The following is a 22,143-nucleotide window of genomic DNA, read 5'->3' as shown; positions in this document are numbered from 1 at the left end:
AAGGTCCGGGGGACTGAATTGGTGGTGTGATCGAACTATGGAAAAGCTAACCAACGCTTTGGCCGCACGGTTCGCTTCACCGACGCGCAGCACCCGGCTCACGGTGGTCTTGGGGCGCTGGCTCGGGCTCAGCTTCACCATTTGCTTTCTGACCGGGCTCTTCAGTCACGGGCTGCAGGAGCCGCCGTCGTGGATGTTCTTCCCAACCAGCCCCGTCTGGATCTATCAGCTGACTCAGGGAATCCATGTGACCACGGGCATCGCCGCCATTCCGTTGCTGCTGGCCAAATTGTGGTCGGTCTATCCGGAGCTGCTGAAGTGGCCGCCGGTCAAATCCGTGACGCACGCCTTGGAGCGGGCATCCATTGCCTTGTTCATCGCTTCCTCGCTCCTGCAGCTGACCACGGGCCTGATCAACACCTACAAGTGGTACCCGTGGCCTTTCCCCTTCCGTCAGACACACTTCTGGTTGGCCTGGGTGATCTGGGGGTCGCTGCTGCTCCATATCGCCGTGAAACTTCCATTGATCATGGAGCATTGGCGTTCCCGTTCGGGCACCCGGCCCCAAGTGGCTGCCGGCGCCGGTTCCACAGCACCGGTGATTGACGACGGCGCGGCGCCTTCGATGCCGGGTCGCTGGTCCCGGCGGGCCTTTCTGGCCGCCGTCGGCGTTACCACGGGCGCCGTCGTACTCACGACGGCCGGGCAGTCCTTTTCCTGGCTGGACCCGCTGAACCTTTTTGCACCGCGGAAGATGGGAACCGGCCCACAAGCCGTCCCGGTGAACCGCACCGCCGCCGACGCCAAGGTCGCCGACCTGGCCGGAGCAAAGGACTGGGCGCTCACCGTGAGCCATGAGGACACCCGTCGCATCCTGACCCTCGCGGAGCTCCAGGCCCTGCCCCAGTATGAGCACGAACTTCCCATCGCTTGCGTTGAGGGCTGGAGCCAGACGGCCACCTGGCGGGGTGTGCGGATCCGGGACCTGGTGGCCGCTGTCGGCGCGTCGCCGTCGTCCTCGCTCCGGGTCACAAGCCTCGAACCCGAGGGCGCCTACCGCACGATGGACATGCCAGCCGCGTACGCACAGGACGAACGGACCTTGGTGGCTCTGGAGCTGAACGGACAGACGCTCGATCTGGACCACGGGTATCCGGCGCGCATCATCGCCCCCGGACGCCCCGGCGTCCTCCAAACAAAGTGGCTGCACACTGTGGAGGTCCTGTGAAACCCGTGATGCCGGCTGGCGCCGGCAAACCCGCCGGGGCGGGACGAGCTGCGGGCATCTGGAGGATCGTTCTGGGAATTGCGGGTGTGTCGCTGCTCGGGTACGGGCTCTTGGGTTTGCCGACCCAACTCGGCCCGCCCCAGCTGCTCGGGCTTCTGGTGTGGATGGCGGTGGCCGTGCTACTGCACGACGGCGTCATCGTGCCGGCCTCCACCCTTGCCGGCGGGGGTCTGACCCGGCTGGGATCCGGGCTCCGCCCAGCGTCGGGCGCGGTTCTGCGTGGCGGGCTCATGACGGGGGCCGTGGTGACCGTGATTGCCGGGATCTTGTTGAAGGCCCAGTCCGTGGCCCGCAATACCAGCGCCCTGGAAGGCGACTATGCCACCAATCTGCTCTGGTTCTGGGCGGTGCTGGCAGCGGTGGTTGCCGTACTCGTTTATGGGATAGAGCGGACCGGCATGCGGCGGGGCGAGAGTCGGCAAAAGACGCGGCCCTGAAGGCGCTGGATGGCGGCTACAGACCAGCCGGCGGCCGGCGCCCGCGACGCCAGACCGTTCGTGCCGATCCGCGCCCAGGCGAACGCCTCGCTTCGGTTCCCGTGCCTGTCTTCGAGAAAAGCGGAGTAGGCCGTGTCGATGTTTTCGTCGGCGTCTACTTCCACCAGCAGTGTCCCGGAAGGGGCGATGAGCTGCCGGCAGCGGCCCAGCAGGGCCGTGACGCTTCCCCCGATTCCAATGTTGCCGTCGAGCAGGATGACGGACTGCCAATGGCCCGGCTGCGGTACAGGGGCGAAAATTGACTGTTCGAGGGCGCGGGCACCACGGTTGCGCGCCTGCCGGACCGCCTCGGCGCTGGCATCGATGCCCAGGGCTGCCAATCCGAGCAGCTGGGCAGCAGCCAGAAGTCGTCCCGGCCCGCAACCGACGTCCAGGACCGGCCCCAGAAGGCTTTGCAGGAGAGACCTCTCTGTGGCGTCGGCGTCCTCGCACCAGTTACGGACGTCGAACTCCACCGGCTCCGCGGGATAGTGCGCACTTTCCGGACGGAGGGTCAAGGCCCCGGAGCCGGTCAGCAGGGCAAGGGCGAATGGCTCACGTTCGCCTTGGCCGAAGTAGGCGGCAGGTGCCGCGGTGGCGGTCATCACCGGGGTGCTTCTGTTTTTTGCCGCACGCCCGACACGCAGGCGACGGTTTTGGCCACCGCCTTGGCGAACGCGCTGCCCGGAATCTCCGCCGCGATCTGCTGGGCGTCACTGAAGTGATCCATGTCCCGCAGTTCGGGGAGCATTCCGACGTTGAGGCCGGCCGCGGTGAGCCGGGCGAGCTGCCGGGCCCCGGTTGTCGTCGTGGACATGGGAACGCCCCTGATCAGGGCTCCGTCCGGCTGGCGCAGCGCCAGCGACCAAAAGCCGCCATCCGTTGCCGTGCCCATCCAGGCATCGTGGCTGGGCTGCGAGGTGGACCAGTCATGGAGCAGCGGCTCTACATGGCGGCGGGAGAATTGCGGGGTGTCCATGCCAATAATGAGCAGGGGGCCGCTGGTTGCGTCACAGATGGCGGCCAGGCGCTCATCCAGGCCTCCGGATACTTGCTGGACAAGAGTGAATTTGGTGGCGTCCCGCGCGGTGGGTGCCCCGTCCATCACGAGCAGCCGGCGTCGGGCCGGGAGGCTACGCACCGAATAGAGGGTGCGGCTGAGGCTCAGCTGGGCCAGGGCTGCAGCTTGTTCGGGCGTCAGCGGGGGACTGAGCCGGGTCTTGACCCGTCCCGGCAGGCACTCTTTGGCGATGACGGCCACTGTCAGGTCCATGTTGCCCTCATAGGGGTTCTTCGCGGTGGCCGGTCATCCGGGCCGGTCCCGGCGGCAGCTCAGCGGCGGCCGCCCTGAGCTGGGCCGACATGTCCCGGACCGCCGTAATCGTTCCGCGTAGGGTGCCGGTGACTTTCGATTTGCCGGTGCGCGGGGAATACCGCACTGGGAACTCCACGATCCGCCAACTGTGCAGGCTGGCCTTGAGGAGCATCTCCAGGGGGTAGCCGCTTCGGCGGTCCTCCAAGGCCAGGGAGAGCAGCCCTTCGCGGCGTGCGGCCCGCATCGGTCCAAGATCCGTCACGTGTTCCCCGGTCATGCGCCGGATCCGCGATGCCAGGACACGGTTGGCGATGCGGGCGTGCAGGGGCCACGAGCCGGGCTGCGGCCGGCGGCTGCCCAGCACCAGATCCGCGTTTCCGTCCATGATGGGGGTGAGGAGCGCCGGAAGCTGGGCCGGATCCAGGGAGCCGTCGCAGTCACAGAAGGCCACGAATTCCGCCGTTGCCGCGAGCAGCCCGGCATGGGCGGCCGCCCCGAACCCGCGCCGGTCCTCCCGGACCACGGTCGCACCCATGCTCTCCGCGAACTCAGCGGAACCGTCCACCGAACCGTTGTCCACGACGATGGCCCGGTACCCGTGCGGCAGACGGGACAGAACCCACGGTAGGGCGCCCCGCTCGTCCAGGCACGGCAACACGACGTCAACCATGCAGGCGGTCATTTCAAACATGCTTCAAGGCTACGGATTCGGCAGCGCCGATTCGCCCCGGAATCCTTACGGTATGCGGAAAAATGATGCCGCGGACCCACCGTTAACCGGTGCTCCCCATTCCCGCCGGTGCCTGGCTGCGGCGGAGCGAGCCGCGTCCCGCCGAGTGTGCCGACATCAGGTTATTGCCAGCCCCGGCCACTTCCGGAGAATGGCTTCAGGCCGTAGTGTTCCGGGTGGTTGGTGCCCGAGATGTGGTGCCGGATTCAAGGAGGAAGCATGGCTAAGTTTGTCGTTCTCTACAATGCTCCGCAGTCGGCCGAGGCCACCATGGAGAACAACGATCCTGCGGCTGCGGCTGAAGGAATGAAGCTCTGGATGGACTGGGCCGGCCGGACCGGTGAGCATCTGGCGGACATGGGCGCTCCCTTGGGCAACGGGCAGGAAATTACCCCGGCAGGGGTGTCCGCAGCCAACGCGAACGTGGGCGGCTACTCGCTGCTGGAGGCGGACAGTGTGGAGCAGGCCGTGGCTCTGATGGATGGCCACCCTCACCTCATGATGCCCGGCGCGACGATCCAGGTGTTCCAGGCCCTCGATATCCCCGGAATGTAGGAACGGGTTCACAGGAGGGTCCCGGGTCCAGCCGGGCCCCTCCCTCGGCCGAAGGGATCCCGGAACCTGATGACCCTATTCCCGGGTCCTGCGATAGGACCGGGCGCGCCGACGTCGGCGCCCCGCCCGGTTAGCTTCGATGCGCTCTGGTTCGCAACCTTGCTCAGGGACGGGTTCGCCCTTGCCGCGGCCGGAGGCAGCGGCCGGTTCGCCGACATTGGCGCCGAGGTCCTGGGCGGGCTCCTCCGCGGGGTGTCTTTGGACAGGAACCTGGACGAGGCAGTGGACCACGTCATGGACGGCCCGGCCGGACTCGGGCTGCACCCGGACGTACCTGAGGGCGTGCGGGCACTCGAAAATGCCGGATGCCGCGCCGCATAGCGCGGCCGTGCGTGGTGTGCTTTTGTTGCCGCGCTTTCCGGAACCAATGAACGTTCCCCGCCGCGGCAGCGTTACCACCAGTTCAGTCAGGCTGAACCCGCAGATTTCCTCTTTGCGTCTAAGACCCACAGAGGGGATGACGGCCGCTCCTGTGTCCGGGGCAGGTTGTCGCGGTGCCCTTTGTCGTCCGGAGCTGAGAAAAGCCGACCCAGTCTCGTGGTGAGACGGAGCCGGCTGTCTTGGATGCTTCTACCTGGCGTTGTGCAAGTATGAGTCCACTGACCTTTGGGGGCGGCCAGTTCAAATCCGTGAATGGTGCCAAGCCGTCTTAGAACGCCAAGGGTTTTCAGGATCTACTTCGCGAGCCGCGTTGCTTCGCGGCGGCAGGTTTGACCTCCGAATTCCTCGTCCCGTTCCCTCCAAGCTGCGATGGTGTTGATCTGTGTGACGGTCAAGGGCTTACGGGCGTCGACGCCGAGGTCGACGACGCGGAGGAGAGCGGTGAGCGCATTAATGGCTGCGATGCTCCGCGCTGGGCAATTTGGGGTGTGTACAAAGTACACACTTTGGGCTTCGGATCGGGTCGGAATGGTGCCGGACTGGCTCGGATTCGTTACTTTTCCGGGGGAGTCCAGTGGTTGCAGGGTGGGAATGCGGTTCGAGTCCCACCTCGGGCACGTGTTTTCCCTGTCCAGGGGCTTGTAGTCCTCTGAATGTGTACAAATCTCCTTTTATGGGCCCCTGCAGGGGCCCATATTTGTTGGTGGCGGCTGGTCTGGCGGCTCCTTGTCTTGGCGTGGACAGCGCTGTTGCTGCTTACGCGTTCATGGCCGGGAGCGCCTGGAACGGCCTGACTTGCTGCGACTCGGGATCACTCGGGCCTCSTTCCTTGCTGTTTGTGCCGGACGTGGTCGGCCTTGYACCTRTTCATCTCCCGGAGTTGTGGTGATGACATGACCTGMGGGAWGTTTCTGGGAGATTGTCTGGTCCTCSATTCGTTCCTTTTCTTGGCCGGGGAGAGGTGAGCGGGCGWTTGTCCGGCAAAGGTTGTGTGGACATTGTCCACGCCGATGTAACGTGATGCCGTAGAACACCGGTGACCTCCTGCCCTGGTCCAGGCGAGAGCCGGAAAGGAGAAGCGATGAACACCCCTCCATACCTGCGCTGGGACGAATCAGGCCAGCAGCAGCTCCTCGCCMGGGCTGAAGCGCTGCTCCAGCGGCGAAGCCGGTGCCTGCTCGGAATTGCCGGGGCGCCCGGGGCCGGAAAATCCACCATCTCCGAATGGCTGCTGGAGCRCCTGCTCACCGACCATCCCCGGCAGGTCGCCCTGGTCCCCATGGACGGATATCACCTGGCGCAGTCGCTGCTCGTGGCCCGCGGGCTKGAGCACCGCAAGGGCGCTCCGGASACCTTCGACGGTGCCGGSTWCGTCGCGTTGCTCCGCCGGCTGCGCTCAGAKAYCTCGCGGGAGATCTTCGCWCCGGTCTTCCGCCGCGAAGTCAACGACGCGATCGCCGGGGCCATCGCCGTCCSGCCGGAAACACGCCTGATCATCACCGAGGGCAACTACCTGCTCTTGGACGAGGCCCCATGGAACGAGGTCGCATCCCTCCTGGATGAAACCTGGTTCGTCGAACTCGAACAGGGCGAACGCCTGCGCCGGCTCACCGCCCGGCACCTGAGGTTCGACAAGGACCCCGCCATCGCCGAATGGCGTGYAACCGGCAATGACGAACGCAATGCCCGCCTGGTAGCAGCAGGAAGCCAGCGGAGCACACTCGTCATCGAGCACACACCCGCGACCGTCCCGGCGCCCGGCCAAGAATAACCGGCCAGAAACCGAGCCGCCGGCTTCACGGCGCCCCGGCATTATTCCCTGCCTGGGACACAAGTGCCCGACGAGGCTCATCGATAGTGTTCACGTAACCTGCCGTCGTAGCCGCTTCTGAGTGGCCGCTCGCCATAATCTCCGATATCGGCGTTGGAATCAGTTGAGTGCAGCCGATCTGCGGCCACGAGCAGAATCACCGAGACCCGAGGTCAAATCGACGGGTTTGCCTTCATCGGTCCATAGCGGTCCCGGACCGTAGTCCGTCCAGAACTCCAGTCGCGTCATGATCCGAGTATCTCCCTGCGGCGACCGGCCTTTGGGATCAGCCGCCTCCACGCAACGGCTGATCCCAACGCTACGCCTTTGGTATGGCCAGGGTCGCTGCCCAGCGCTGGCCCACAGCCGATTCGATGCCTACCGAATAGGACTTGAGGTGGCTGACCTCGAATTGGTTTTCCGAAGGAACCACATCGTTTTGATTGCAGGGCAGCGGGAACTTACCTACCCCATCGACGTTTATGAGTACTTCCCCCGGGCCAAAGCACGTCAGATATACCTTGATGAACTTCGATTCCACGCTGAATTGACCAAGGCTCATCGTTGCAGTCTGGTTGTCCAGCGATCCGACCACTTTTTCGCCGCTGGGAATGTGGTGGTTCACGGTCGTCGGAGAAGTTACTGACTCGGGCGGCGTGCTCGACGGACTTGCCGTAGCTGTGGCCGTACCGGGAGGCAGCGGCGGCACGGCGTCGCATCCCACCAGGGCAAGGCACACTGCAGCAAGCCCGGCCCCGGCCAGCATCATCCCCGCTGATCTATCAGCCATTCCAAGTCTTCCACCCGATGCTGGTGGGAGCATCCAGCGTCCCCGTCCCAATAGTCGAACTAACGCAATTGGTGTTGTATTTCCAAGTGCGGATGTTTACCTTCCATTTGCTGGTTCCGATTTGCGCGTAGCCGGTCCGCAAAGCCGGCACGGTGTATTGGACCGACATTGAGGTCGTATAGGAAGCGGAGGCCGTGATGCTGCCGGACACCTGTGCCTTAGCAGTCGCGATTCCACCGCTCACGCCGCCTTCAATATATCCGCCCACTGTCGCTCCTATCGTGCCAGACAAGGTATTCGTAAACGTGACAGTGTTCGCATAGCTCGTCCCGTTAATGGCGTGGTACACCGGGCCGATGGCCTGATAGTAGTTTTGCTTGGACGTGACCGTCTTGTAGACCGTCGAGCTGTCACATAGCCCCTGTGGACTAACCACCCCCCCTGTGTCCGGGGCAGCCTGGGCCGGAGATGCAAGGGTCATCAGCCCCGTTACGAGAATGCCAGCTAGTGTCGCACCAAGAATCTTCTTCAATTGAATCCCCCAATTTCAGTACTCCGCTAGCTGACATCAGGGCGCACAGCGAAGTGAAGTGAAATAGTCCCCCAATGATCGCTGGGCTGAAGCGTCGCTGCCCCGACCAGCTGATGGCCCGACTCTATGGGACCGCGACTGCAGCAGCAATATGTAAAACAAATTGAATTATTACAGTCTGGTAATGACATTCAGGCCGGCGCCACGCCGGAAATGAAGTTTGCCTGCACGGTTCCGTTTGGCAGGCTTGGGGTCAATCAGGCCAGGCCTCAGTAAATGGACAGTAATGGCACACGATAGCTCAAGGGGTTGCCGGCTTAGCTTTGGCCTGTCCCGACTCGGAAGATGCGGTCACTCAGGTCGCTGTGGAGGACGTGGAACTGTCCACCGTTGCCGTTGACCGTTCCGTCCGTCACGTAAAACCCCCGTCCGGCGTCCGCGCCTCCGGTAGCTCTGTCGATGACGGCGATCAGATGCCGGCCAAGATGTCCCTTCGGCCCCAGGACGGTGATCTCCTCGAGTTCTTCTGCCGTCAGTCCTGCCAGCACCGCACTAATTTCAGCCACGCCCTCAGGGTTACCCATGCCCGTGTTGGCCTGAATGCACAGGCTAGGGCACGTGGACCACCGCAGCAAGGATAGGGGGTTCTCCTCCTCTGCTGCGGCGATGGTGCGCTGTTCCAGTTCGCGCATTCTGGCAAGCTGCTCGCCGATTCGGCTGGCTACCATCAGGCCGGTACGCATCGCCCCGTCCACGGCATCTTCCATTCCGTCTGCTTCGCCCCGGACCACGCTGGTCCGGGGCGTTTCCATGTGATCGAAAGGCAGCCGGGCAGGTACCGTCGCGTCCCTTGAAGGCATCGTGGCCAATTGGTGCAACGCTCTGGACCATGCAGCGGCAGCGCTGAATGACGTGGCGTCCCCGGCTGTGATGCGGGTGTGAGGCAGGGAAGGTGTTCCAACCAGTGAAAGTCCAGGTGGGACTGCAAGGCGGGACATCCTAGGGTTGAAATTCCTCTACTCCCGCAGACCGGGTAGTCAATGCCAGCAACGGACGGAGCCCCATTGGTTGACACTGCAGTCGAGCAGGTTCGGCAAGTAGCATCTCCCGCAGCCATCACACCGGTCATTCCGGGTTTCCACCCTGACCCCACAATCTGTCGGGTCGGCTTCGACTATTTCCTGGCAACGTCGAGCTTTGAGTACTTCCCCGGAGCGCCGATCTTCCACAGCCGGGACCTCGTAACTTGGGATCAGATCGGGAACATCCTCACCCGGCGGAGCCAGTTCGCTGTTGGGGACGGGCGTCCTTCAGGCGGGATCTTCGGCTCAACGCTCAGGCATCACAACGGTGAATTCTGGTTCGTCACCACGAACATGAGCGACTTCGGTGGCGGTCATTTGCTGTTGCGGTCCAAGGAGGCTGCTGGCCCGTGGAGTGACCCGGTACAGATACCGGGAACGCTGGGCATCGACCCGGATATCGCGTGGGACAGCGACGGAAGTTGTTACCTCACCTGGGTGGGGTTCGGCCCCGGCGAGAATGAGTCCGGTATCGTCCAGGCGCGGCTGGATCCCGACGCTGGCCGCCTCTTGGAATCTCCCAGGAAGGTGTGGCAGGGAACAGGGCTGGCCTACCCGGAGGGGCCGCACCTGTATGAGGCGGGCGGCTGCTGGTATCTGGTTTTGGCCGAAGGCGGCACGGAACGCGGTCATGCCGTCTCTGTCAGCCGTGGCAGCAGTCCCGCAGGTCCTTTCGAACCGCATCCGAACAACCCCATCCTCAGTCATCGCAGCATGGCGGCGCCCGTCCAGAGTGTCGGCCACGCGGACCTGGTCGAAACGGTCGATGGTGATTGGGCCGCGGTCTACCTCGGTGTTCGTCCCCGAGGCGTTGTTCCTGGCTTTCACGTCCTGGGTCGAGAAACTTTTGTTGCGGGTATCTCCTGGGACCAGGGTTGGCCGCGGTTCGATGAGGACCGTTATCAGGTTCCCGTCGTCGGGTCTTCGTTTATTGATGATTTCTCTTCAGACAGCCTTCACCCGCGGTGGATTTCACCCGGCCAGGACCCCGCTTCGTTTACGGCCGAAACCCCCGAAGGTCTCCTTATCAGGCAGAGCCAGACTGGCAGCGTTCACATCTTGGCAACCAGGGTCCTCGGACACGTTTGGGGTGCACGCGCGTCGGTTCTTCTCTCGGGTGACGAGGCGGTCAGGTTCCTCCTGAGGATGGACGACTTCCATTGGTATGGCATCGAAGCCTCCGGACGCCAAATCCGGGTCGTGGCCCAGATCGGACCCCTTCAGCAGGTGGTAGCGACAGCGGAAATCGACCCAGCCCCTGGACCATTTCAGCTGGAAATCGCATGCAACGACTCACCCTTGGCGGGCCAACCGGGCATAAATACTGGGCCGGACGAAGTCACATTGGGCTTTCGAGAGCACGGCGAGCTGACGACGCTCGCGCGGATGGACGGCCGGTATCTGTCCACAGAGGTCGCCGGCGGGTTCACCGGCCGCGTTGTCGGACTGGCGGCAACCCGCGGCAGCATTATCATCGAACGGTTCGAATACAACCATCACGATTAGCGCCGCTCGAGTTCGTCCATCCCTGAGAGTCTCCGGCCCCATTTAGGGCACGATTGCGCTCTCCCAGCCAGTGCGGGAGCTCCACAGTCGGGGAGGAATGCGTGCGAACCCTAAACGCAGGCTTCGACGGCTCGTCAAACAGTGGAATGTGGATGACTGCTGGTCGCATTCGTGGACTCATCGCACGAGGGATGCTGCGCGGCTGACCGCCGGCGGTTCTCCAGGATCAGTGGCAGAAGGGCCGCAGGGGAGGCAGCAACGGCGGCGGCCTGCGAGGCTTCCTCGGCCTCCCCGTATCCCCAGAGTGCGAATATTGTGGGGATTCCGTGTATAGCTGCTCCCGCGACGTCGTAGCTTCGGTCTCCGACCATTGCGGGACTGGAGATGTCTACGCCTGTGGAATGGAGCCGAAGCAGCAATTCGGCGATGACGTCTGCCTTGCTCGCTCTTCCCTCGCTATCTGACGCTCCGCATACGGTGATGAAGTGGCAATCAATTCCGAACATTCGTGCCAGTCTTTTTGCTTGATCTTCAACCTTGGATGTGGCTACGGCCATCGGAATGCCGGCCGAATGTAGGCGTTCGAGTAGATCGATGATCCCGTCGTAGGGGCTGGACTGTTCGGCGCCATGATCGGCGTACGCTTTGCGATAATGTTGGAGGGCCTTTTGGGCCGTCTTTTCGTCCAGTTGTGAGACTGTTCTGAAGGACTCGATCATGGGCGGACCAACGAATCGGCGCAGTATGTCCATGCTGGGGACCGGCGCGCCCACAGCTGCCAATGCCTGTGCAGCACTTGTTGTAACGCCCGGTGCTGAATCCAGGAGCGTGCCGTCCATGTCGAACAAGATGCAGCTAATGCCAGTGAGAGACGGCCGGGCTTGATGAAGTGTCATTTTTCGAGGCTTTCGGTCTTGAAGTTGTTTCCGTTCCGGTTGGGTCCGGGGGATTATTGCGGTGAAGGGCAGGCATGGATCGAGTGAGTCTTGATCAGATTGATCAGAGGATTCTTGCGGAGCTTACGAAGAACGCTCGCATGAGCCATGCAGAGCTGGCGACCAAAGTCCTCCTTTCGAGGAACGCTGTGCGCCAGCGGATCGAGCGGATGGAACGGCAAGGGTATATCCAGGGGTACACGATTGTTGCCGGCCCTCCGGGCCAGGGCCTGGTGTCCGCCTTCCTGATGGTTTACAGGAAGGACCGGGTGCGGGGGGCGGACGTCATCTCCGTGTTGCGGTCGATTCCCGAGGTGGTTCTGTGCGATGTCGTGAGCGGTGACTTTGATCTTCTGGTGAGGCTCGAGGCCCGGTCGCTGGAGAGGGTGCAGGAGATCTGGGAGCAGATCGCTGCTATTCCCGGAGTCACGGACACAGTGACGGCCATGACGCTTTCCAGTTTCATCAGGCGGGGCGCCGGAGGTGCCCGCGCCACGGAGTGAAAGTGATCCCGCTGATGGTGAAGTTCTCCAAGGCCCGGGCGGTGTGTGCTCCCCAATAGGCTGTGGCCGGAAAAGGAACGCTCCCGAGCGAATCCGTCTCGATGCGGGTGGCCATGGTTTTCTGTCCTCCGTGTGGAAGTTTGGGTGGTGCGCAGTTTTGTGCCGGCTGCCCGGAGGAACTGGAGGGGCGCGGGCCCTCGGCCGCGCCCCTCCAGTTCGATCAGTTCTTGATGCAGATGACTTTGGGCTGGGTCATCTCCTCATACGCGAAATGGACGCCCTCCCTGCCCATGCTCCCGTACTTGGCCCCGCCGAATGGCATGCCGTCGAACCGGTAATCAGAGGAATCATTGATCATGACGCCGCCTGCTTCGAGCTGGCGGGCCGCATCCATGGCCCTGGCCAGGGAGTCGGTGAATATGCCCGCATGAAGACTGAACTCGATGGCATTGGCGACGTCGATGGCCTCTTCGAAGGTGTTGAATTTACGAAGCATGACCACAGGGCCGAAAACCTCCTCCCTCCACAGGCTGCTGTCCGCCGGGACGGCTTCCAGGACGGTCGGCTGAAGCACATTGCCGTCCGTGACGTTGCCTGAGAGCAGGACGGCGCCGGCGTCGAGGGCCACGTCCAGTTTGGACTGGAGCTCCTGCAATGCTGTGGGGCTGATCATGGGTCCGACATCCGTCTGTTCATCCATTGGATCCCCGGCAACCAACCGCGCCGTTGCCTCCAGGAAGCGCTGGCGGAACGCGCCGTACACTGGGGCGGCTACGAGGATCCGCTGCACCCCCACGCAGTTCTGGCCGGCGGCCCAAAACGCTCCGGAGACGCAGGATTCCACGGCCTTCTCGATGTGGGCATCGTCCAGGACGATCACGGGTGCGTTTCCGCCGAGATCCATGGAAAGCTTCTTCAGGCCTGCGGTGCGGGCGATACTCTCCCCAGTGGAGAACCCCCCGGTGAAGGACACCATTCGTACGTCCCGGGACCGAATGATTTTTTCGGCCACGTCCCGGTCGCCGTGAACAATCGTGAGGGCTTCCGGCGGGAGGCCGGAGCTCACGAGGGCGTCCGTGAGCAGCTGGGCTGACAGGGGAGTCAATGCAGAGGGTTTGAGGATCACGGCGTTTCCTCCGGCGATTGCCGGGCCGATCTTGTGTGCCACCAGGTTGAGGGGGTCGTTGAAAGGAGTGATCGCGGCAATGATGCCCAGTGGTTCGCGCGAGTACCAGCCGGTGCGGTCCTCTGAGCCCTCGTACGAGTCAAAGGGTATGACTTCGCCTGCGTTCCGGCGCGCTTCGGTAGCGGAGAGGCGGAGCGTGTTGACCGCGCGCATCACTTCCTTCCGTGCCTGGCGGATCGTTTTCCCGGCCTCGGACACAATCGTTTGCGCGAACTCCTCGCTGCGCTGCTCGATCTCCGTTGCGGCGCCGTCCAGTATCTTCCCGCGGGCGTTGCGGGACAGTGCCCGTGCCTTCCGGGCGCCGACGCGGGCCGTTTCGATCACGGCTTTGCCGGCGGTGGCCTCGGTCAGCGAAACCGCGCCGACCACTCTGCCGTCGTAGGGGCTCATCACGTCGCGGAACTGCGGCAGCGCCGTTTCCGTCGAGCACAGCGTTGATTCAGACATTTGCGGCTACTTCCGTCCTGGCTGCGTGCATTGCGATGATGTCAGAAAGCAGGGCGTAGGCGGTCTCCACACGGCCGGCTCCCGGTCCGGAGACGGTGACCGGGCCCAGAAGGTCGGTGTCGAAGGACACGGCATTGGTTGCGCCGGAAACGCCGGCCAGCCCATGGCCGAGGGGGAGCGCTACGGGGGAGACGCCTGCGGTCACTGACCCGTCCGGGTTCCGCCGCGCTGAACCCACGAGCTTCCAGCGGCGTCCCTCGCGGGTTGCCTTCTGGATATTCTCCGGCGTCACTGTCGAAATCCCCGCCCGCTGAACGTCCTTTAGTTCGATGCCTGCGTCGAGCAGCTCGTTGGCGAGGATCAGTACCTTGAGCTGAACGTCGTATCCCTCGATGTCTGCTGCGGGATTGGCTTCGGCGTAGCCGCGTTCCTGTGCCTCGCTGACGGCCTCTTCGAAGTCCAGTCCGGATTCCATCCGCCCGAGCACATAGTTGCTGGTGCCGTTGAGGATGCCTTCGAACCCGTTCAGCTTCAGCCCCGCGAACATTTTCTTGGCCAGGCGGATGACAGGAGTGCCGCTCATGACGGCACCCTCGAATTCGAAGTGAACGCCGTTCTGTTCGGCCAGGGCGGTCAGTTCGGCGCCGCGGAGGGCAACCGGGCCCTTGTTCGTCGTGCAAACGCTCTTGCCGGATTCGAGGGCCCAGCGTACGTGCGAAACTGCTGGCTCGCCGTCGTCGGGATTCGTGAACGTGGCCTCGCAGATGATGTCGGCGGTGCAGTCACGGATAACTGATTCGTTATTGGTGTCCGCGGACCCGCCATGGGCGGCGAAGGTTTCGCTTCCACCGTCCAAATTGAGTGCGATGCCGAGGTCGATCCCCTCGGGCTGGACCAGCGAGCCGAGACGCAGGTCGGTGATGGCGACGACACGCAGGCCGAAGCCCAGCTCGGAACGGAGTGTGTCACCGCGTGTTGCGACCAGTTCGGCCAGCGTCCTGTTGACGCCGCCGAAGCCGATCAGCGCAATGTCATAGGTGGTCATGGTGCTCCTTAAGTCAGATACATCGGTCCTCCAATGCTCACCGCATTCCATGTCCGTCAGTGCATGTCATTGTGACCGAACAGCAGGGCGAACTGACCATCTGTACGCCGATTCGGCAGCAGCGCCTCGAAGTAACTTAGGTGCAACATAAGCATGTTGAAATGTTTTTAATGACCCAAAGGCCGTTTTCGTGTTACTTTCATCACTACCGCCACTGCACAGCCCGAGGCGCCCTGTCCCCCAAGCCGGGGCGATGTGCGCATCTTTCGCATCAGACCTATCCACTCACCGGGGAGAAACCATGGAACCCTCATCACCTGTCCAGCTAGACACACAACCCACGTTGCCCCCGTCGACCGACTCCGGGCTCCGGCGGTCCATGGGGGCACGCCATCTGGTCATGATCGCCATGGGCGGGGTGATCGGCTCAGGGCTGTTCCTGAGCTCGGGCTACACCATTTCCCAGGCCGGACCGCTCGGCGCGGTCATCGCCTATCTGATCGGCGCCTTCGTTGTGTACCTGGTTATGGCCTGCCTCGGCGAGCTTGCCATCGCGTATCCGGTCTCAGGCGCCTTCCACATTTACGCGGCGAGGTCGATCGGGCCGGCCACAGGGTTCGCCACGGCCTGGCTCTACTGGCTCTGCTGGGCAGTGGCCATCGGATCGGAGTTCACTGCCTCCGGTCTCCTCATGCAGCGCTGGTTCCCGGATGTTGACGTCTGGGTCTGGTGCGTCATCTTCGCCTCGGTCCTCTTCGGATTCAATGCAGTTTCCTCGAAGTTCTTCGGCGAGTCCGAGTTCTGGTTTGCCATCGTCAAAGTCGGCGCCATCGTGGTCCTCATCGTTCTTGGTGGCGCGGCGTTGTTCGGCATCCACCCGCTCAGTGAGGGAGGCAGCCACCCGTTCATGTTTGAGAATTTCAACACCTCCAGCGGCCTCTTCCCCAACGGTTTCAGCGGCGTCCTCGTCACTGCACTTGCAGTGTTCTACGCCTTCTCCGGCTCGGAACTCATCGGTGTGGCAGCGGGCGAAACAGCTGACCCCGCCACCAGCATCCCCAAAGCGATGCGCAGCACAGTGATCCGCCTGCTGATCTTCTTCGTCGGGGCAATCGCTGTCATCGCAGCTACCATCCCTTTTGATCAGGTAGGCCTGGATGAAAGCCCGTTCGTGACTGTCTTCTCATCCATAGGCATTCCTTTTGCCGCCGACATCATGAACTTCGTCATCATCACCGCCCTCCTCTCCGCCGGAAACAGCGGCCTCTTCTCCTGCGCACGGATGCTCTACTCCCTTGCCGACGAGGGGCACGCCCCCCGGGCGCTGAAGAAACTGACCCGGGGCGGTATCCCCCTAATCGCGCTTTCAGTCAGCATGCTCGGAGGCCTTGCGTCGCTCATCAGCAGCGTCGTTGCGCCCGAAACGGTCTACCTGGCTCTCGTTTCAGTGGCAGGTTTCGCCGTCGTCGGGGTCTGGATGTCCATCACCGCCTCGCACTTCTTCCACAGGAGATCCTTTGTCAAGAACGGCGGCGATGTCGCCGCCCTTGCCTACAAGGCCCCGCTGTTCCCGCTGGTGCCCATCCTGGCCTTTTCGCTCTGCCTCATTTCGCTCATCGGCATCGCCTTTGACCCGAATCAGGTAGCAGCCCTCTATTTCGGAATCTCTTTTGTTGGTGCCTGCTACGCCTTCTTCTACTTCAAATACGGGCGCAAGGCGCGCGCAGACCAGCTGTCCTGACGCCATCATCAACCATCGTCTTCTCAGCTTCGTGGCCGGGGTCTTTCTTTCCCGGCCACGAGGCTGTTCAAGGGATAAACCATGAACTCACAAGGCCTGATGCAACACGTGCGCAGTTCGGTCCAGGACGCCGGCAGCTGGCTGGAGATTGACGCCGCCGCTTTCGAATCAAACGTCCGGACCCTCCTGTCCATGATCGATGACCGGGCGCTGTTATGCGCAGTGGTCAAGTCCCATGCCTACGGGCACGGAGCTGACCTCTTACTCCCGTCCCTTGTTCGTCTGGGCGTTCCATTCATCGGAGTAGGAAGCAACGAGGAGGCAGCCATTGCACGCCGCTGCGGTTTTGAGGGCCGGATCCTGCGTGTCCGTGCCGCGGCGCCGCAGGAGATCAGAGCAGGCCTGCGTCACGACATCGAGGAACTTGTCGCCGACCCGCAGAGCGCGTGGGAGATACACAAGATCGCTGCCGTGGCTGGGAAGGTGGTCCGCATCCACCTCGATATCAACTCTACCGGGATCAGCAGGCACAGCCTCGACGTCTCATCCTCGCTTGGCCGGGAATCCGCGGTAGGAATCGTGAGCCACCCGGGGCTTCAACTGGCCGGGATCATGACGCATTTTCCCAAGGACGACGACGGCCATATCGAAACGACTCTTCTGCGGTTCCAAAGCCAGGCGTTGACACTGCTTCAATTGACCCGAACTCCCCGGGAGGAAGTGCTGCTCCACTGCGCCAATTCATACGCCGCCCTGCACGTACGCGGCTCGTGGCTGGACATGGTCCGTGCCGGGGCAGTCCTCTACGGCGATTCGGAACCTGCAACAGCGCACTTCCAACGGTGTTTGGCCTTCAAAGCCCGGATTGCGTCCATTAATAGCTATGCAGCAGGCACTAAGGTCGGCTACGGGCTCACCCACACCTTGGACCGGAACTCCAGGCTGGCTTCAGTGACAGCGGGTTACGGAGATGGCTACCGGCGGGCACTGGCCAGCCAAGGCAGCATACTTGTCCGCGGCCGACGCGCTGCCATAGTCGACATCGTTTCGATGAATTCCATGGTTGTCGACGTCACCGACGTGGCGGGAGTTTCCCCTGGAGACGAAGTCGTGCTGTTCGGGCGGCAGGGACGGGCAGAAATCGCTCCCGCAGACCTGGAAGCAGCGAATTCAGCGATACTCGCTGACCTCTACACTGTGTGGGCGCAAGGAAACCGCGTCCTGGTCAACAATGAAGACATGTGAGAATAGGCGTAGTCATCGGGCGGAAGGAGCACGGAGCATGGATTCTTCCTCGGAAGCGTCGTCCATGGCCCAAGGACTTCGAATAGTTCGGCTGGTCGCAGACCGGGAGAAGCAGGGCAGGCGGCTTCTCGGCGTTTCCCAGCTCGCATCCGAGCTGGATATGGAACAAAGCCGCGTCTCACGGCTGACGCAGGAATTGTGTGAGCTGGGACTGTTGGAGCGAGTCGAACGCGGTCCCTTCCGAACCGGTCCACGTTTTTTCAGCCTGGCCGCAGCGCTGAATACCGGCTGGGTCCGCGAATCAAAAACCGAACTTGAGGCTTTAGTGGCTTCTTTCGGCCTTAGATCCAGAGTTTCCGTCCGTGATGGCTTCCGGGTCGTTCTACTGCGGGCCTCCAGTAACGATGCGGTACCCGGCAGCTTCGTGAAACCCGGCATGGTGACGCCCGTGTGGTGTACCGGCTCCGGACGGGCCTTGCTGTGGGACGACCAACAGCCAGCCGTGGAAGTCCTTCTCCAGGATGTCAACTTTATCGGCGTAGGCGGTCCGGGGGCGGCCCATTCGCCGCAAGAAGTCGCCGAACTGATGGACCGGGACAGGGCGCGGGGCTTCATTGTCGCGGAGGAAGAATTCGAGCACGGAATCTACGAACTGGCCGTTCCGGTCCGCAACGCTGATGGATCGATTCTTGCCGCGCTCAGCGTCCTCGGCAGCCGGGCCGAGATCAAACCCAGCACCAATGGCATTGCAAAGGCCCTTACGGCAGCAGCCGAGCGGCTGGGGTCCTTTGAGGGCCGTCCCCGGGACAACGCGGTCCGGAAGGGCCTTGCCAGCTAGAGCCGGTTCTGCGGCGCCGCGTGACCCAGCGTTGACTCAAGCCACTTTCCCCAGGACACGAGAGCCGTGGCGCATAGCTCCAGGCGCGGCTCCAAGCGTGTCTTGGCGCCGACGACCTGAAGCGCTGCCACCACATCGCCCTTGAAGTCGCGAATCGGAACGGCCAGCGAGTAAAGTCCTGGTTCGGCTTCCTCGTCGACAATGGAGTACCCCCGTGCCCGCGCCCCGCGCAGTCGTGACAGGAAGTCCTCGACGTCAAGCGGTGTATTGGGGCCATGGCGCACGAAAGGTACGCCGGAGAAAATGGTTCGGACCTCGGCGTCCGGGGCTTCCCACAGCAGGGCCTGGCCGGCATCGCTACAAAACGCCGGGTAGGGCCGGCCCAGCCACGAACCGACCATGTTGCTACTTGCCGGAACACGCTCACCGATGGTGACAGTACTGTTTCCGCTCATAACTCCAAGGAAGCATCCTTCGTTAGTTTCACCGGCCAAGCCTTCCAGAGCGGTTACGCCGTCGGTCTGCAGCCGTTGCTCTGTCAACAGCTGTGCGTCTGTCAGGAGCGACCAGTTCATTGTGTAGGACCGATGGTCTCCGCGTGCCAGAAACCCCTCCTGCTCGGCGGTCCGGAGACTGCGCGAAACCTGGCTGCGGTCCCTGCCCAGATCGGCTGCTATATCAGCGACCGTTCCGCCAGACAGGCCTTCTGCGTTGCGGGAGCCCACAGCGAGGACAGCCATGATTCCCCGGCCCATGCTGGACGTCTTAGACATGGATCCGATTCTAGTCACTGCACGAACGTGTCTTAGTGGATGGCGAAGACACGGGCTGGAAAGCCGCTGCCTTGCAGTGGCTTAGGCCAGCTTGCAATGAGGATCGCGCCGGCTTCTGGAAGTCCGTCCAGGTTCGCCATCAGCTCGATCTGCCACCGGTTCCGCGCCAGGACATAGGTCTCCAAGGTGAAATCCTGGCAGGACGTAGCCCGCCCCGGGTCTGTGTCCGTCTGCTCGTGGCCGACGGCAGTTACCGACCGCTCCTCGATCAGGAAGGAGAGGACTTCCTGCGACCAGCCAGGTGTGTGGCTGACACCCTCATCGTCCCTGTTTGCCATGGCGTCGGCGTCGGGCCAACGATGGCTCCACCCTGTCCGCAACGCCACAAAGGACCGCGGTGCGATGGCACCATTGCGGCGCTCCCATGCCTGAATGTCCTCCATCGTGGGAGTGGCGTCCGCATTTACGGTGACCCGGGCGGTGATGTCGAGGATGACCAGTGGGAGGACCATGTCCTCCACAGGAATCTGGTCCAAGGTCCGTCCCCCGCGGATGAAATGCGAGGGAGGGTCAACGTGCGTACCCCATTGGCCGATGATCGAATACCGGTGAGCGGTGAAACCGTCGCCTTTCTCCAGGTCGAAGACCGCCTCCCTGATTTCGTCGGGGAAGGCCGGGAAATGCGGCYGGCCGGGGTGGAAGGCGTGCGTCAGGTCGGTGAATGACCTTCCCGCCAGCAACGCCTGCAGACCGTCCCAAAGTCCAGCTGTGGTGGCTTCAATCATGATGCGGCCTCGCTCTCAAAGAGTGCGGGAAGGGCTGTGCTGGAGACGCTGACCGGGCCTGTCAGTTCGATGACCGGTACCTCCCAGGGATGGATATCCACGATGTGCTGCAGGAAGCGTTCCACGGCGGCGTCAGGGAGCGCCGCATCGAAATACGTCGTGAAGACAAAGGTAGGCGAAATTGTCCGCTGCCCCACCTGCCCCAACGTAGGGTTAGCGCCTTCAGTGCAGGTGAAACCCTCGTAACCCAGGCCGGATTCAAATACATGCCTGTAGTTGCCAAAATCCCCTAAGTCGGTGGATTCCGACGAAGCCTGGAGCAGGGCCGCGATGCCGGCTTCATCTTTGAACGCTTCTGCGTCCCCCGTGGCGAGCCGCGAGAAGGTTTCCGAAGCTATAGGCCAATGCACGCGCAGCTTGCGGACTGATTTCATTGCAATTTTCAAGGGAAGCCTCTTCCTGGGCAGTTCGCAAAAGGTGTCAGAATGCCATATTGGCAGAGAGTGATGTTCATTACAAGCATGAATATATGCTTATTACGCACAATCTTGAGAGGTGTTCGCGTTCACTCGGCACATCCGCCAGCCTTTGGGCGTGACTGAGCCGCGGAACACCGGTTGCTGCAAGCGGCTGCTGACCGTCATCTGCAAGCCCCGGGCTGCACTGCTCTTTTTGGCACTCCACGTTGTGCTACCTTGCATTGCCGGGCCACGAGGCGCCGCAACTGCCCCGCAGGAAAGAACAAACCGAAATGCTTGGAGCCCTGAACGATGCCCAGTACCATCCTTTCCCGCATGCTCGACGCCGGAGCGAACCTGACCGTGGACGGTGCGCTCGCCACCGAGCTTGAAGCGCACGGCTGCGATCTGGAAGACCCTTTGTGGTCGGCTAAAGTCCTTCTGGAGCAACCGGAACTGGTCAAGCGCGTACACCACGATTACTTCCGCGCCGGAGCCACTGTCGCCATCACGGCTAGCTATCAAGCCACACCCCTGGGATTCGCGCGCCGCGGCATCGGCGAGCAAGCGGCCTTGGAACGGGTGGCATTGAGTGTGCGCCTGGCCGACGAGGCACGCCGCGAGTACCTGGCGGAAAACCCGGATGCGGGCCCCCTGCTTGTTGCAGGATCGGTCGGGCCCTACGGCGCGTACCTTGCCGATGGATCGGAATACCGGGGCGACTATGTCCTCAGCCGAAACGAGTTTTTGGAGTTCCACCGGCCCCGAATCGCATCGCTGGTGGAGGCCGGAGCGGACTTTCTTGCCTGTGAGACGCTGCCTTCATTGCCGGAGGCCGGGGCCCTGTTGGCACTCATGAAAGAGTTCGACGTCGAAGCCTGGCTCTCCTTCACGCTACGGGATGGCGGCCACATCAGCGACGGTACGCCGCTGGCTCAGGCGGCAAAGCTCTTGACGGCAGAGCCGCTCGTGGCGGCTATCGGCGTGAACTGCGTGCCGCTGGAGCTGGTCTCCCCATCGCTGGAGGCCCTGGGCAGAGCCACTGATACGCCCCTGATCGCATATCCGAATTCGGGCGAAAGCTATGACGCAGTCACCAAAACGTGGGGGCCGGCCGCGGCGAGCCCGTCGGGCCCCGATAGTAAACAGCCCGCAAGCCTTGCGGAGGGAACGCCAATCTGGCGTGAACTTGGTGCCCGGCTCGTTGGCGGGTGCTGTCGAACGACCCCCCAGGATATTGCCGCCGTGACGGCGCTGTCAGAAAGTTACAAACCTGGATATCGACCGTTTGGTGCTGCTGGCGCAAGGAACTTCTGACGCGTCACGAACTTGGCCTCTACGCAGTTAACCTGAGTGGCGATGTCCCCTATTGAGTAACGATGTAACGGGATCTGTGCAGCAGCACCGATGCTTCTCCACACGGAGCACCGAAACCGCCATCCCAGCTGTGTATTAACCCGCCATTCTCAGCCCACAGTCACAGATTCACATCTAGGGAAGTTCTCGCGGCGGGGGAGGGGACGTAACGTGTCGCGCTTCAGGACCGGCTTGCGGACACGTCTGACGGGCAGTTGCGCAGCTCCTGAGGCGCGCAAAGAAGGGCCGCGCCCCTGCGGTCTGGGATGTGGCTGGTGGCCGGAACGCTCTGAAACGGCGAACTTG

General features: G+C 62.7%; 23 protein-coding genes and 2 pseudogenes. 11 read left to right on the top strand and 14 right to left on the bottom strand.

What is annotated here, in order from left to right; translation table 11 throughout:
- The first annotated feature begins 37 nt into the window (after positions 1 to 37).
- Together AC1D1A_RS19845 and AC1D1A_RS19840 are read left to right on the top strand one after the other, a co-directional pair.
- A complete protein-coding gene (locus AC1D1A_RS19845; RefSeq protein ID WP_476858181.1) occupies positions 38 to 1,228 on the top strand; it encodes a molybdopterin-dependent oxidoreductase in 1,191 nt (396 codons plus the stop codon).
- Entirely contained in the window at positions 1,225 to 1,725 is a 501-nt protein-coding gene (locus AC1D1A_RS19840) for a hypothetical protein (protein WP_476850827.1), read from the top strand. Before AC1D1A_RS19845 ends, AC1D1A_RS19840 begins: the two co-directional genes overlap by 4 nt.
- Here AC1D1A_RS19840 and AC1D1A_RS19835 read toward each other — a convergent pair.
- The 3 genes from AC1D1A_RS19835 to AC1D1A_RS19825 are packed head-to-tail and all read right to left on the bottom strand — an operon-like array spanning position 1,665 to position 3,770.
- Positions 1,665 to 2,369 (bottom strand): methyltransferase domain-containing protein, encoded by a 705-nt coding sequence (locus tag AC1D1A_RS19835; RefSeq protein ID WP_476850826.1) that lies wholly within the window; start codon positions 2,367 to 2,369, stop codon positions 1,665 to 1,667. The genes AC1D1A_RS19840 and AC1D1A_RS19835 overlap by 61 nt on opposite strands.
- Positions 2,369 to 3,037, bottom strand: a complete 669-nt coding sequence (locus AC1D1A_RS19830; RefSeq protein WP_476948511.1) for a TIGR04282 family arsenosugar biosynthesis glycosyltransferase — start codon at positions 3,035 to 3,037, stop codon at positions 2,369 to 2,371. The genes AC1D1A_RS19835 and AC1D1A_RS19830 overlap by 1 nt, the downstream gene beginning before the upstream one ends.
- A 7-nt stretch (positions 3,038 to 3,044) precedes the next feature.
- A complete protein-coding gene (locus tag AC1D1A_RS19825; RefSeq protein ID WP_476850824.1) occupies positions 3,045 to 3,770 on the bottom strand; it encodes a glycosyltransferase family 2 protein in 726 nt (241 codons plus the stop codon).
- Between the two features lie 258 nt (positions 3,771 to 4,028).
- Here AC1D1A_RS19825 and AC1D1A_RS19820 point away from each other — a divergent pair, with 258 nt between their 5' ends.
- Positions 4,029 to 4,364 carry a YciI family protein gene (locus tag AC1D1A_RS19820; RefSeq protein WP_476948510.1) on the top strand — a complete coding sequence of 112 codons (336 nt, stop codon included), beginning with the start codon at positions 4,029 to 4,031 and terminating at the stop codon, positions 4,362 to 4,364.
- Between the two features lie 69 nt (positions 4,365 to 4,433).
- Complete coding sequence (locus AC1D1A_RS19815) at positions 4,434 to 4,745, top strand: HAD family hydrolase (RefSeq protein WP_476858183.1); 312 nt, start codon at positions 4,434 to 4,436, stop codon at positions 4,743 to 4,745.
- A gap of 356 nt (positions 4,746 to 5,101) precedes the next feature.
- On the opposite strand, the pseudogene AC1D1A_RS19810 reads toward AC1D1A_RS19815, so the two are convergent.
- Positions 5,102 to 5,260: pseudogene (locus AC1D1A_RS19810) on the bottom strand (IS110 family transposase); the annotation flags it as partial.
- Positions 5,261 to 5,886: 626 nt separating this feature from the next.
- Between AC1D1A_RS19810 and AC1D1A_RS19805 the strand changes: the two are divergent.
- The gene (locus AC1D1A_RS19805; RefSeq protein ID WP_476948509.1) at positions 5,887 to 6,576 is read left to right on the top strand and encodes a nucleoside/nucleotide kinase family protein; all 690 of its coding nucleotides are present in this window, start codon (positions 5,887 to 5,889) and stop codon (positions 6,574 to 6,576) included.
- 358 nt (positions 6,577 to 6,934) lie between these two features.
- Here AC1D1A_RS19805 and AC1D1A_RS19800 read toward each other — a convergent pair whose 3' ends face one another.
- The 3 genes from AC1D1A_RS19800 to AC1D1A_RS19790 form a co-directional block, all read right to left on the bottom strand.
- Positions 6,935 to 7,405, bottom strand: coding sequence for a hypothetical protein (locus AC1D1A_RS19800; protein ID WP_476858253.1), 471 nt, complete (start codon positions 7,403 to 7,405; stop codon positions 6,935 to 6,937).
- On the bottom strand, positions 7,398 to 7,937 hold the full coding sequence (locus AC1D1A_RS19795) for a hypothetical protein (protein WP_476858252.1): 540 nt from the start codon (positions 7,935 to 7,937) through the stop codon (positions 7,398 to 7,400). Before AC1D1A_RS19795 ends, AC1D1A_RS19800 begins: the two co-directional genes overlap by 8 nt.
- A gap of 317 nt (positions 7,938 to 8,254) precedes the next feature.
- Positions 8,255 to 8,704, bottom strand: a complete 450-nt coding sequence (locus AC1D1A_RS19790; RefSeq protein ID WP_476858251.1) for a hypothetical protein — start codon at positions 8,702 to 8,704, stop codon at positions 8,255 to 8,257.
- A gap of 297 nt (positions 8,705 to 9,001) precedes the next feature.
- Here AC1D1A_RS19790 and AC1D1A_RS19785 point away from each other — a divergent pair, with 297 nt between their 5' ends.
- Positions 9,002 to 10,525 (top strand): glycoside hydrolase family 43 protein, encoded by a 1,524-nt coding sequence (locus AC1D1A_RS19785; protein WP_476858250.1) that lies wholly within the window; start codon positions 9,002 to 9,004, stop codon positions 10,523 to 10,525.
- Between the two features lie 134 nt (positions 10,526 to 10,659).
- On the opposite strand, the gene AC1D1A_RS19780 is transcribed toward AC1D1A_RS19785, so the two are convergent.
- On the bottom strand, positions 10,660 to 11,421 hold the full coding sequence (locus AC1D1A_RS19780) for an HAD hydrolase-like protein (RefSeq protein ID WP_476858249.1): 762 nt from the start codon (positions 11,419 to 11,421) through the stop codon (positions 10,660 to 10,662).
- 74 nt (positions 11,422 to 11,495) lie between these two features.
- Between AC1D1A_RS19780 and AC1D1A_RS19775 the strand changes: the two genes are divergently transcribed.
- Positions 11,496 to 11,963 (top strand): Lrp/AsnC family transcriptional regulator, encoded by a 468-nt coding sequence (locus tag AC1D1A_RS19775; RefSeq protein WP_476858248.1) that lies wholly within the window; start codon positions 11,496 to 11,498, stop codon positions 11,961 to 11,963.
- Positions 11,964 to 11,973: 10 nt separating this feature from the next.
- Here the strand turns inward: AC1D1A_RS19775 and AC1D1A_RS19770 are convergent.
- The 3 genes and pseudogenes from AC1D1A_RS19770 to AC1D1A_RS19760 all read right to left on the bottom strand — a co-directional run.
- Positions 11,974 to 12,078, bottom strand: a pseudogene (locus tag AC1D1A_RS19770) (lyase family protein); the annotation flags it as partial.
- A gap of 105 nt (positions 12,079 to 12,183) precedes the next feature.
- A complete protein-coding gene (locus tag AC1D1A_RS19765; protein WP_476872153.1) occupies positions 12,184 to 13,596 on the bottom strand; it encodes an aldehyde dehydrogenase family protein in 1,413 nt (470 codons plus the stop codon).
- Complete coding sequence (locus tag AC1D1A_RS19760) at positions 13,589 to 14,641, bottom strand: homoserine dehydrogenase (protein ID WP_476948508.1); 1,053 nt, start codon at positions 14,639 to 14,641, stop codon at positions 13,589 to 13,591. Before AC1D1A_RS19760 ends, AC1D1A_RS19765 begins: the two co-directional genes overlap by 8 nt.
- Positions 14,642 to 14,942: 301 nt before the next feature.
- Between AC1D1A_RS19760 and AC1D1A_RS19755 the strand changes: the two genes are divergently transcribed.
- The 3 genes from AC1D1A_RS19755 (at position 14,943) to AC1D1A_RS19745 (ending at position 18,465) form a co-directional block, all read left to right on the top strand.
- Positions 14,943 to 16,382 carry an amino acid permease gene (locus AC1D1A_RS19755; RefSeq protein ID WP_476850812.1) on the top strand — a complete coding sequence of 480 codons (1,440 nt, stop codon included), beginning with the start codon at positions 14,943 to 14,945 and terminating at the stop codon, positions 16,380 to 16,382.
- An 81-nt stretch (positions 16,383 to 16,463) separates the two neighbouring features.
- Complete coding sequence (alr, locus tag AC1D1A_RS19750; RefSeq protein ID WP_476948507.1) at positions 16,464 to 17,627, top strand: alanine racemase; 1,164 nt, start codon at positions 16,464 to 16,466, stop codon at positions 17,625 to 17,627.
- Between the two features lie 37 nt (positions 17,628 to 17,664).
- Positions 17,665 to 18,465, top strand: coding sequence for an IclR family transcriptional regulator (locus AC1D1A_RS19745; protein ID WP_476948506.1), 801 nt, complete (start codon positions 17,665 to 17,667; stop codon positions 18,463 to 18,465).
- Here the strand turns inward: AC1D1A_RS19745 and AC1D1A_RS19740 are convergent.
- Genes AC1D1A_RS19740 through AC1D1A_RS19730 form a run of 3 tightly spaced genes read right to left on the bottom strand, consistent with a single transcriptional unit; the run spans position 18,462 to position 20,469 of the window.
- Complete coding sequence (locus AC1D1A_RS19740; RefSeq protein WP_476948505.1) at positions 18,462 to 19,238, bottom strand: IclR family transcriptional regulator; 777 nt, start codon at positions 19,236 to 19,238, stop codon at positions 18,462 to 18,464. The genes AC1D1A_RS19745 and AC1D1A_RS19740 overlap by 4 nt on opposite strands.
- 32 nt (positions 19,239 to 19,270) lie before the next feature.
- Positions 19,271 to 20,023, bottom strand: a complete 753-nt coding sequence (locus AC1D1A_RS19735) for a cyclase family protein (RefSeq protein WP_476948504.1) — start codon at positions 20,021 to 20,023, stop codon at positions 19,271 to 19,273.
- Positions 20,020 to 20,469, bottom strand: coding sequence for a hypothetical protein (locus tag AC1D1A_RS19730; RefSeq protein WP_476948503.1), 450 nt, complete (start codon positions 20,467 to 20,469; stop codon positions 20,020 to 20,022). The genes AC1D1A_RS19735 and AC1D1A_RS19730 overlap by 4 nt, the downstream gene beginning before the upstream one ends.
- A 324-nt stretch (positions 20,470 to 20,793) precedes the next feature.
- On the opposite strand from AC1D1A_RS19730, the gene mmuM reads away from it, so the two are divergent.
- Entirely contained in the window at positions 20,794 to 21,798 is a 1,005-nt protein-coding gene (gene mmuM / locus AC1D1A_RS19725; protein WP_476948502.1) for a homocysteine S-methyltransferase, read from the top strand.
- Positions 21,799 to 22,143 lie beyond the last annotated feature (345 nt).

It is taken from the genome of Arthrobacter sp. P1_B9 (genome assembly GCF_056406495.1).
This window is presented reverse-complemented; position numbering and strand designations above follow the sequence as displayed.

What these genes read in the sequence shown, in the direction of transcription:
- AC1D1A_RS19825 (WP_476850824.1), bottom strand. Translation starts at nt 3,770, where the DNA reads ATGTTTGAAATGACCGCCTGCATGGTTGACGTCGTGTTGCCGTGCCTG.
- AC1D1A_RS19800 (WP_476858253.1), bottom strand. Translation starts at nt 7,405, where the DNA reads ATGGCTGATAGATCAGCGGGGATGATGCTGGCCGGGGCCGGGCTTGCT.
- AC1D1A_RS19760 (WP_476948508.1), bottom strand. Translation starts at nt 14,641, where the DNA reads ATGACCACCTATGACATTGCGCTGATCGGCTTCGGCGGCGTCAACAGG.
- AC1D1A_RS19790 (WP_476858251.1), bottom strand. Translation starts at nt 8,704, where the DNA reads ATGGAAGATGCCGTGGACGGGGCGATGCGTACCGGCCTGATGGTAGCC.
- AC1D1A_RS19815 (WP_476858183.1), top strand. Translation starts at nt 4,434, where the DNA reads ATGACCCTATTCCCGGGTCCTGCGATAGGACCGGGCGCGCCGACGTCG.
- AC1D1A_RS19740 (WP_476948505.1), bottom strand. Translation starts at nt 19,238, where the DNA reads ATGTCTAAGACGTCCAGCATGGGCCGGGGAATCATGGCTGTCCTCGCT.
- AC1D1A_RS19835 (WP_476850826.1), bottom strand. Translation starts at nt 2,369, where the DNA reads ATGACCGCCACCGCGGCACCTGCCGCCTACTTCGGCCAAGGCGAACGT.
- AC1D1A_RS19820 (WP_476948510.1), top strand. Translation starts at nt 4,029, where the DNA reads ATGGCTAAGTTTGTCGTTCTCTACAATGCTCCGCAGTCGGCCGAGGCC.
- alr (WP_476948507.1), top strand. Translation starts at nt 16,464, where the DNA reads ATGAACTCACAAGGCCTGATGCAACACGTGCGCAGTTCGGTCCAGGAC.
- AC1D1A_RS19830 (WP_476948511.1), bottom strand. Translation starts at nt 3,037, where the DNA reads ATGGACCTGACAGTGGCCGTCATCGCCAAAGAGTGCCTGCCGGGACGG.
- AC1D1A_RS19775 (WP_476858248.1), top strand. Translation starts at nt 11,496, where the DNA reads ATGGATCGAGTGAGTCTTGATCAGATTGATCAGAGGATTCTTGCGGAG.
- AC1D1A_RS19755 (WP_476850812.1), top strand. Translation starts at nt 14,943, where the DNA reads ATGGAACCCTCATCACCTGTCCAGCTAGACACACAACCCACGTTGCCC.
- AC1D1A_RS19780 (WP_476858249.1), bottom strand. Translation starts at nt 11,421, where the DNA reads ATGACACTTCATCAAGCCCGGCCGTCTCTCACTGGCATTAGCTGCATC.
- mmuM (WP_476948502.1), top strand. Translation starts at nt 20,794, where the DNA reads ATGCCCAGTACCATCCTTTCCCGCATGCTCGACGCCGGAGCGAACCTG.
- AC1D1A_RS19745 (WP_476948506.1), top strand. Translation starts at nt 17,665, where the DNA reads ATGGATTCTTCCTCGGAAGCGTCGTCCATGGCCCAAGGACTTCGAATA.
- AC1D1A_RS19845 (WP_476858181.1), top strand. Translation starts at nt 38, where the DNA reads ATGGAAAAGCTAACCAACGCTTTGGCCGCACGGTTCGCTTCACCGACG.
- AC1D1A_RS19765 (WP_476872153.1), bottom strand. Translation starts at nt 13,596, where the DNA reads ATGTCTGAATCAACGCTGTGCTCGACGGAAACGGCGCTGCCGCAGTTC.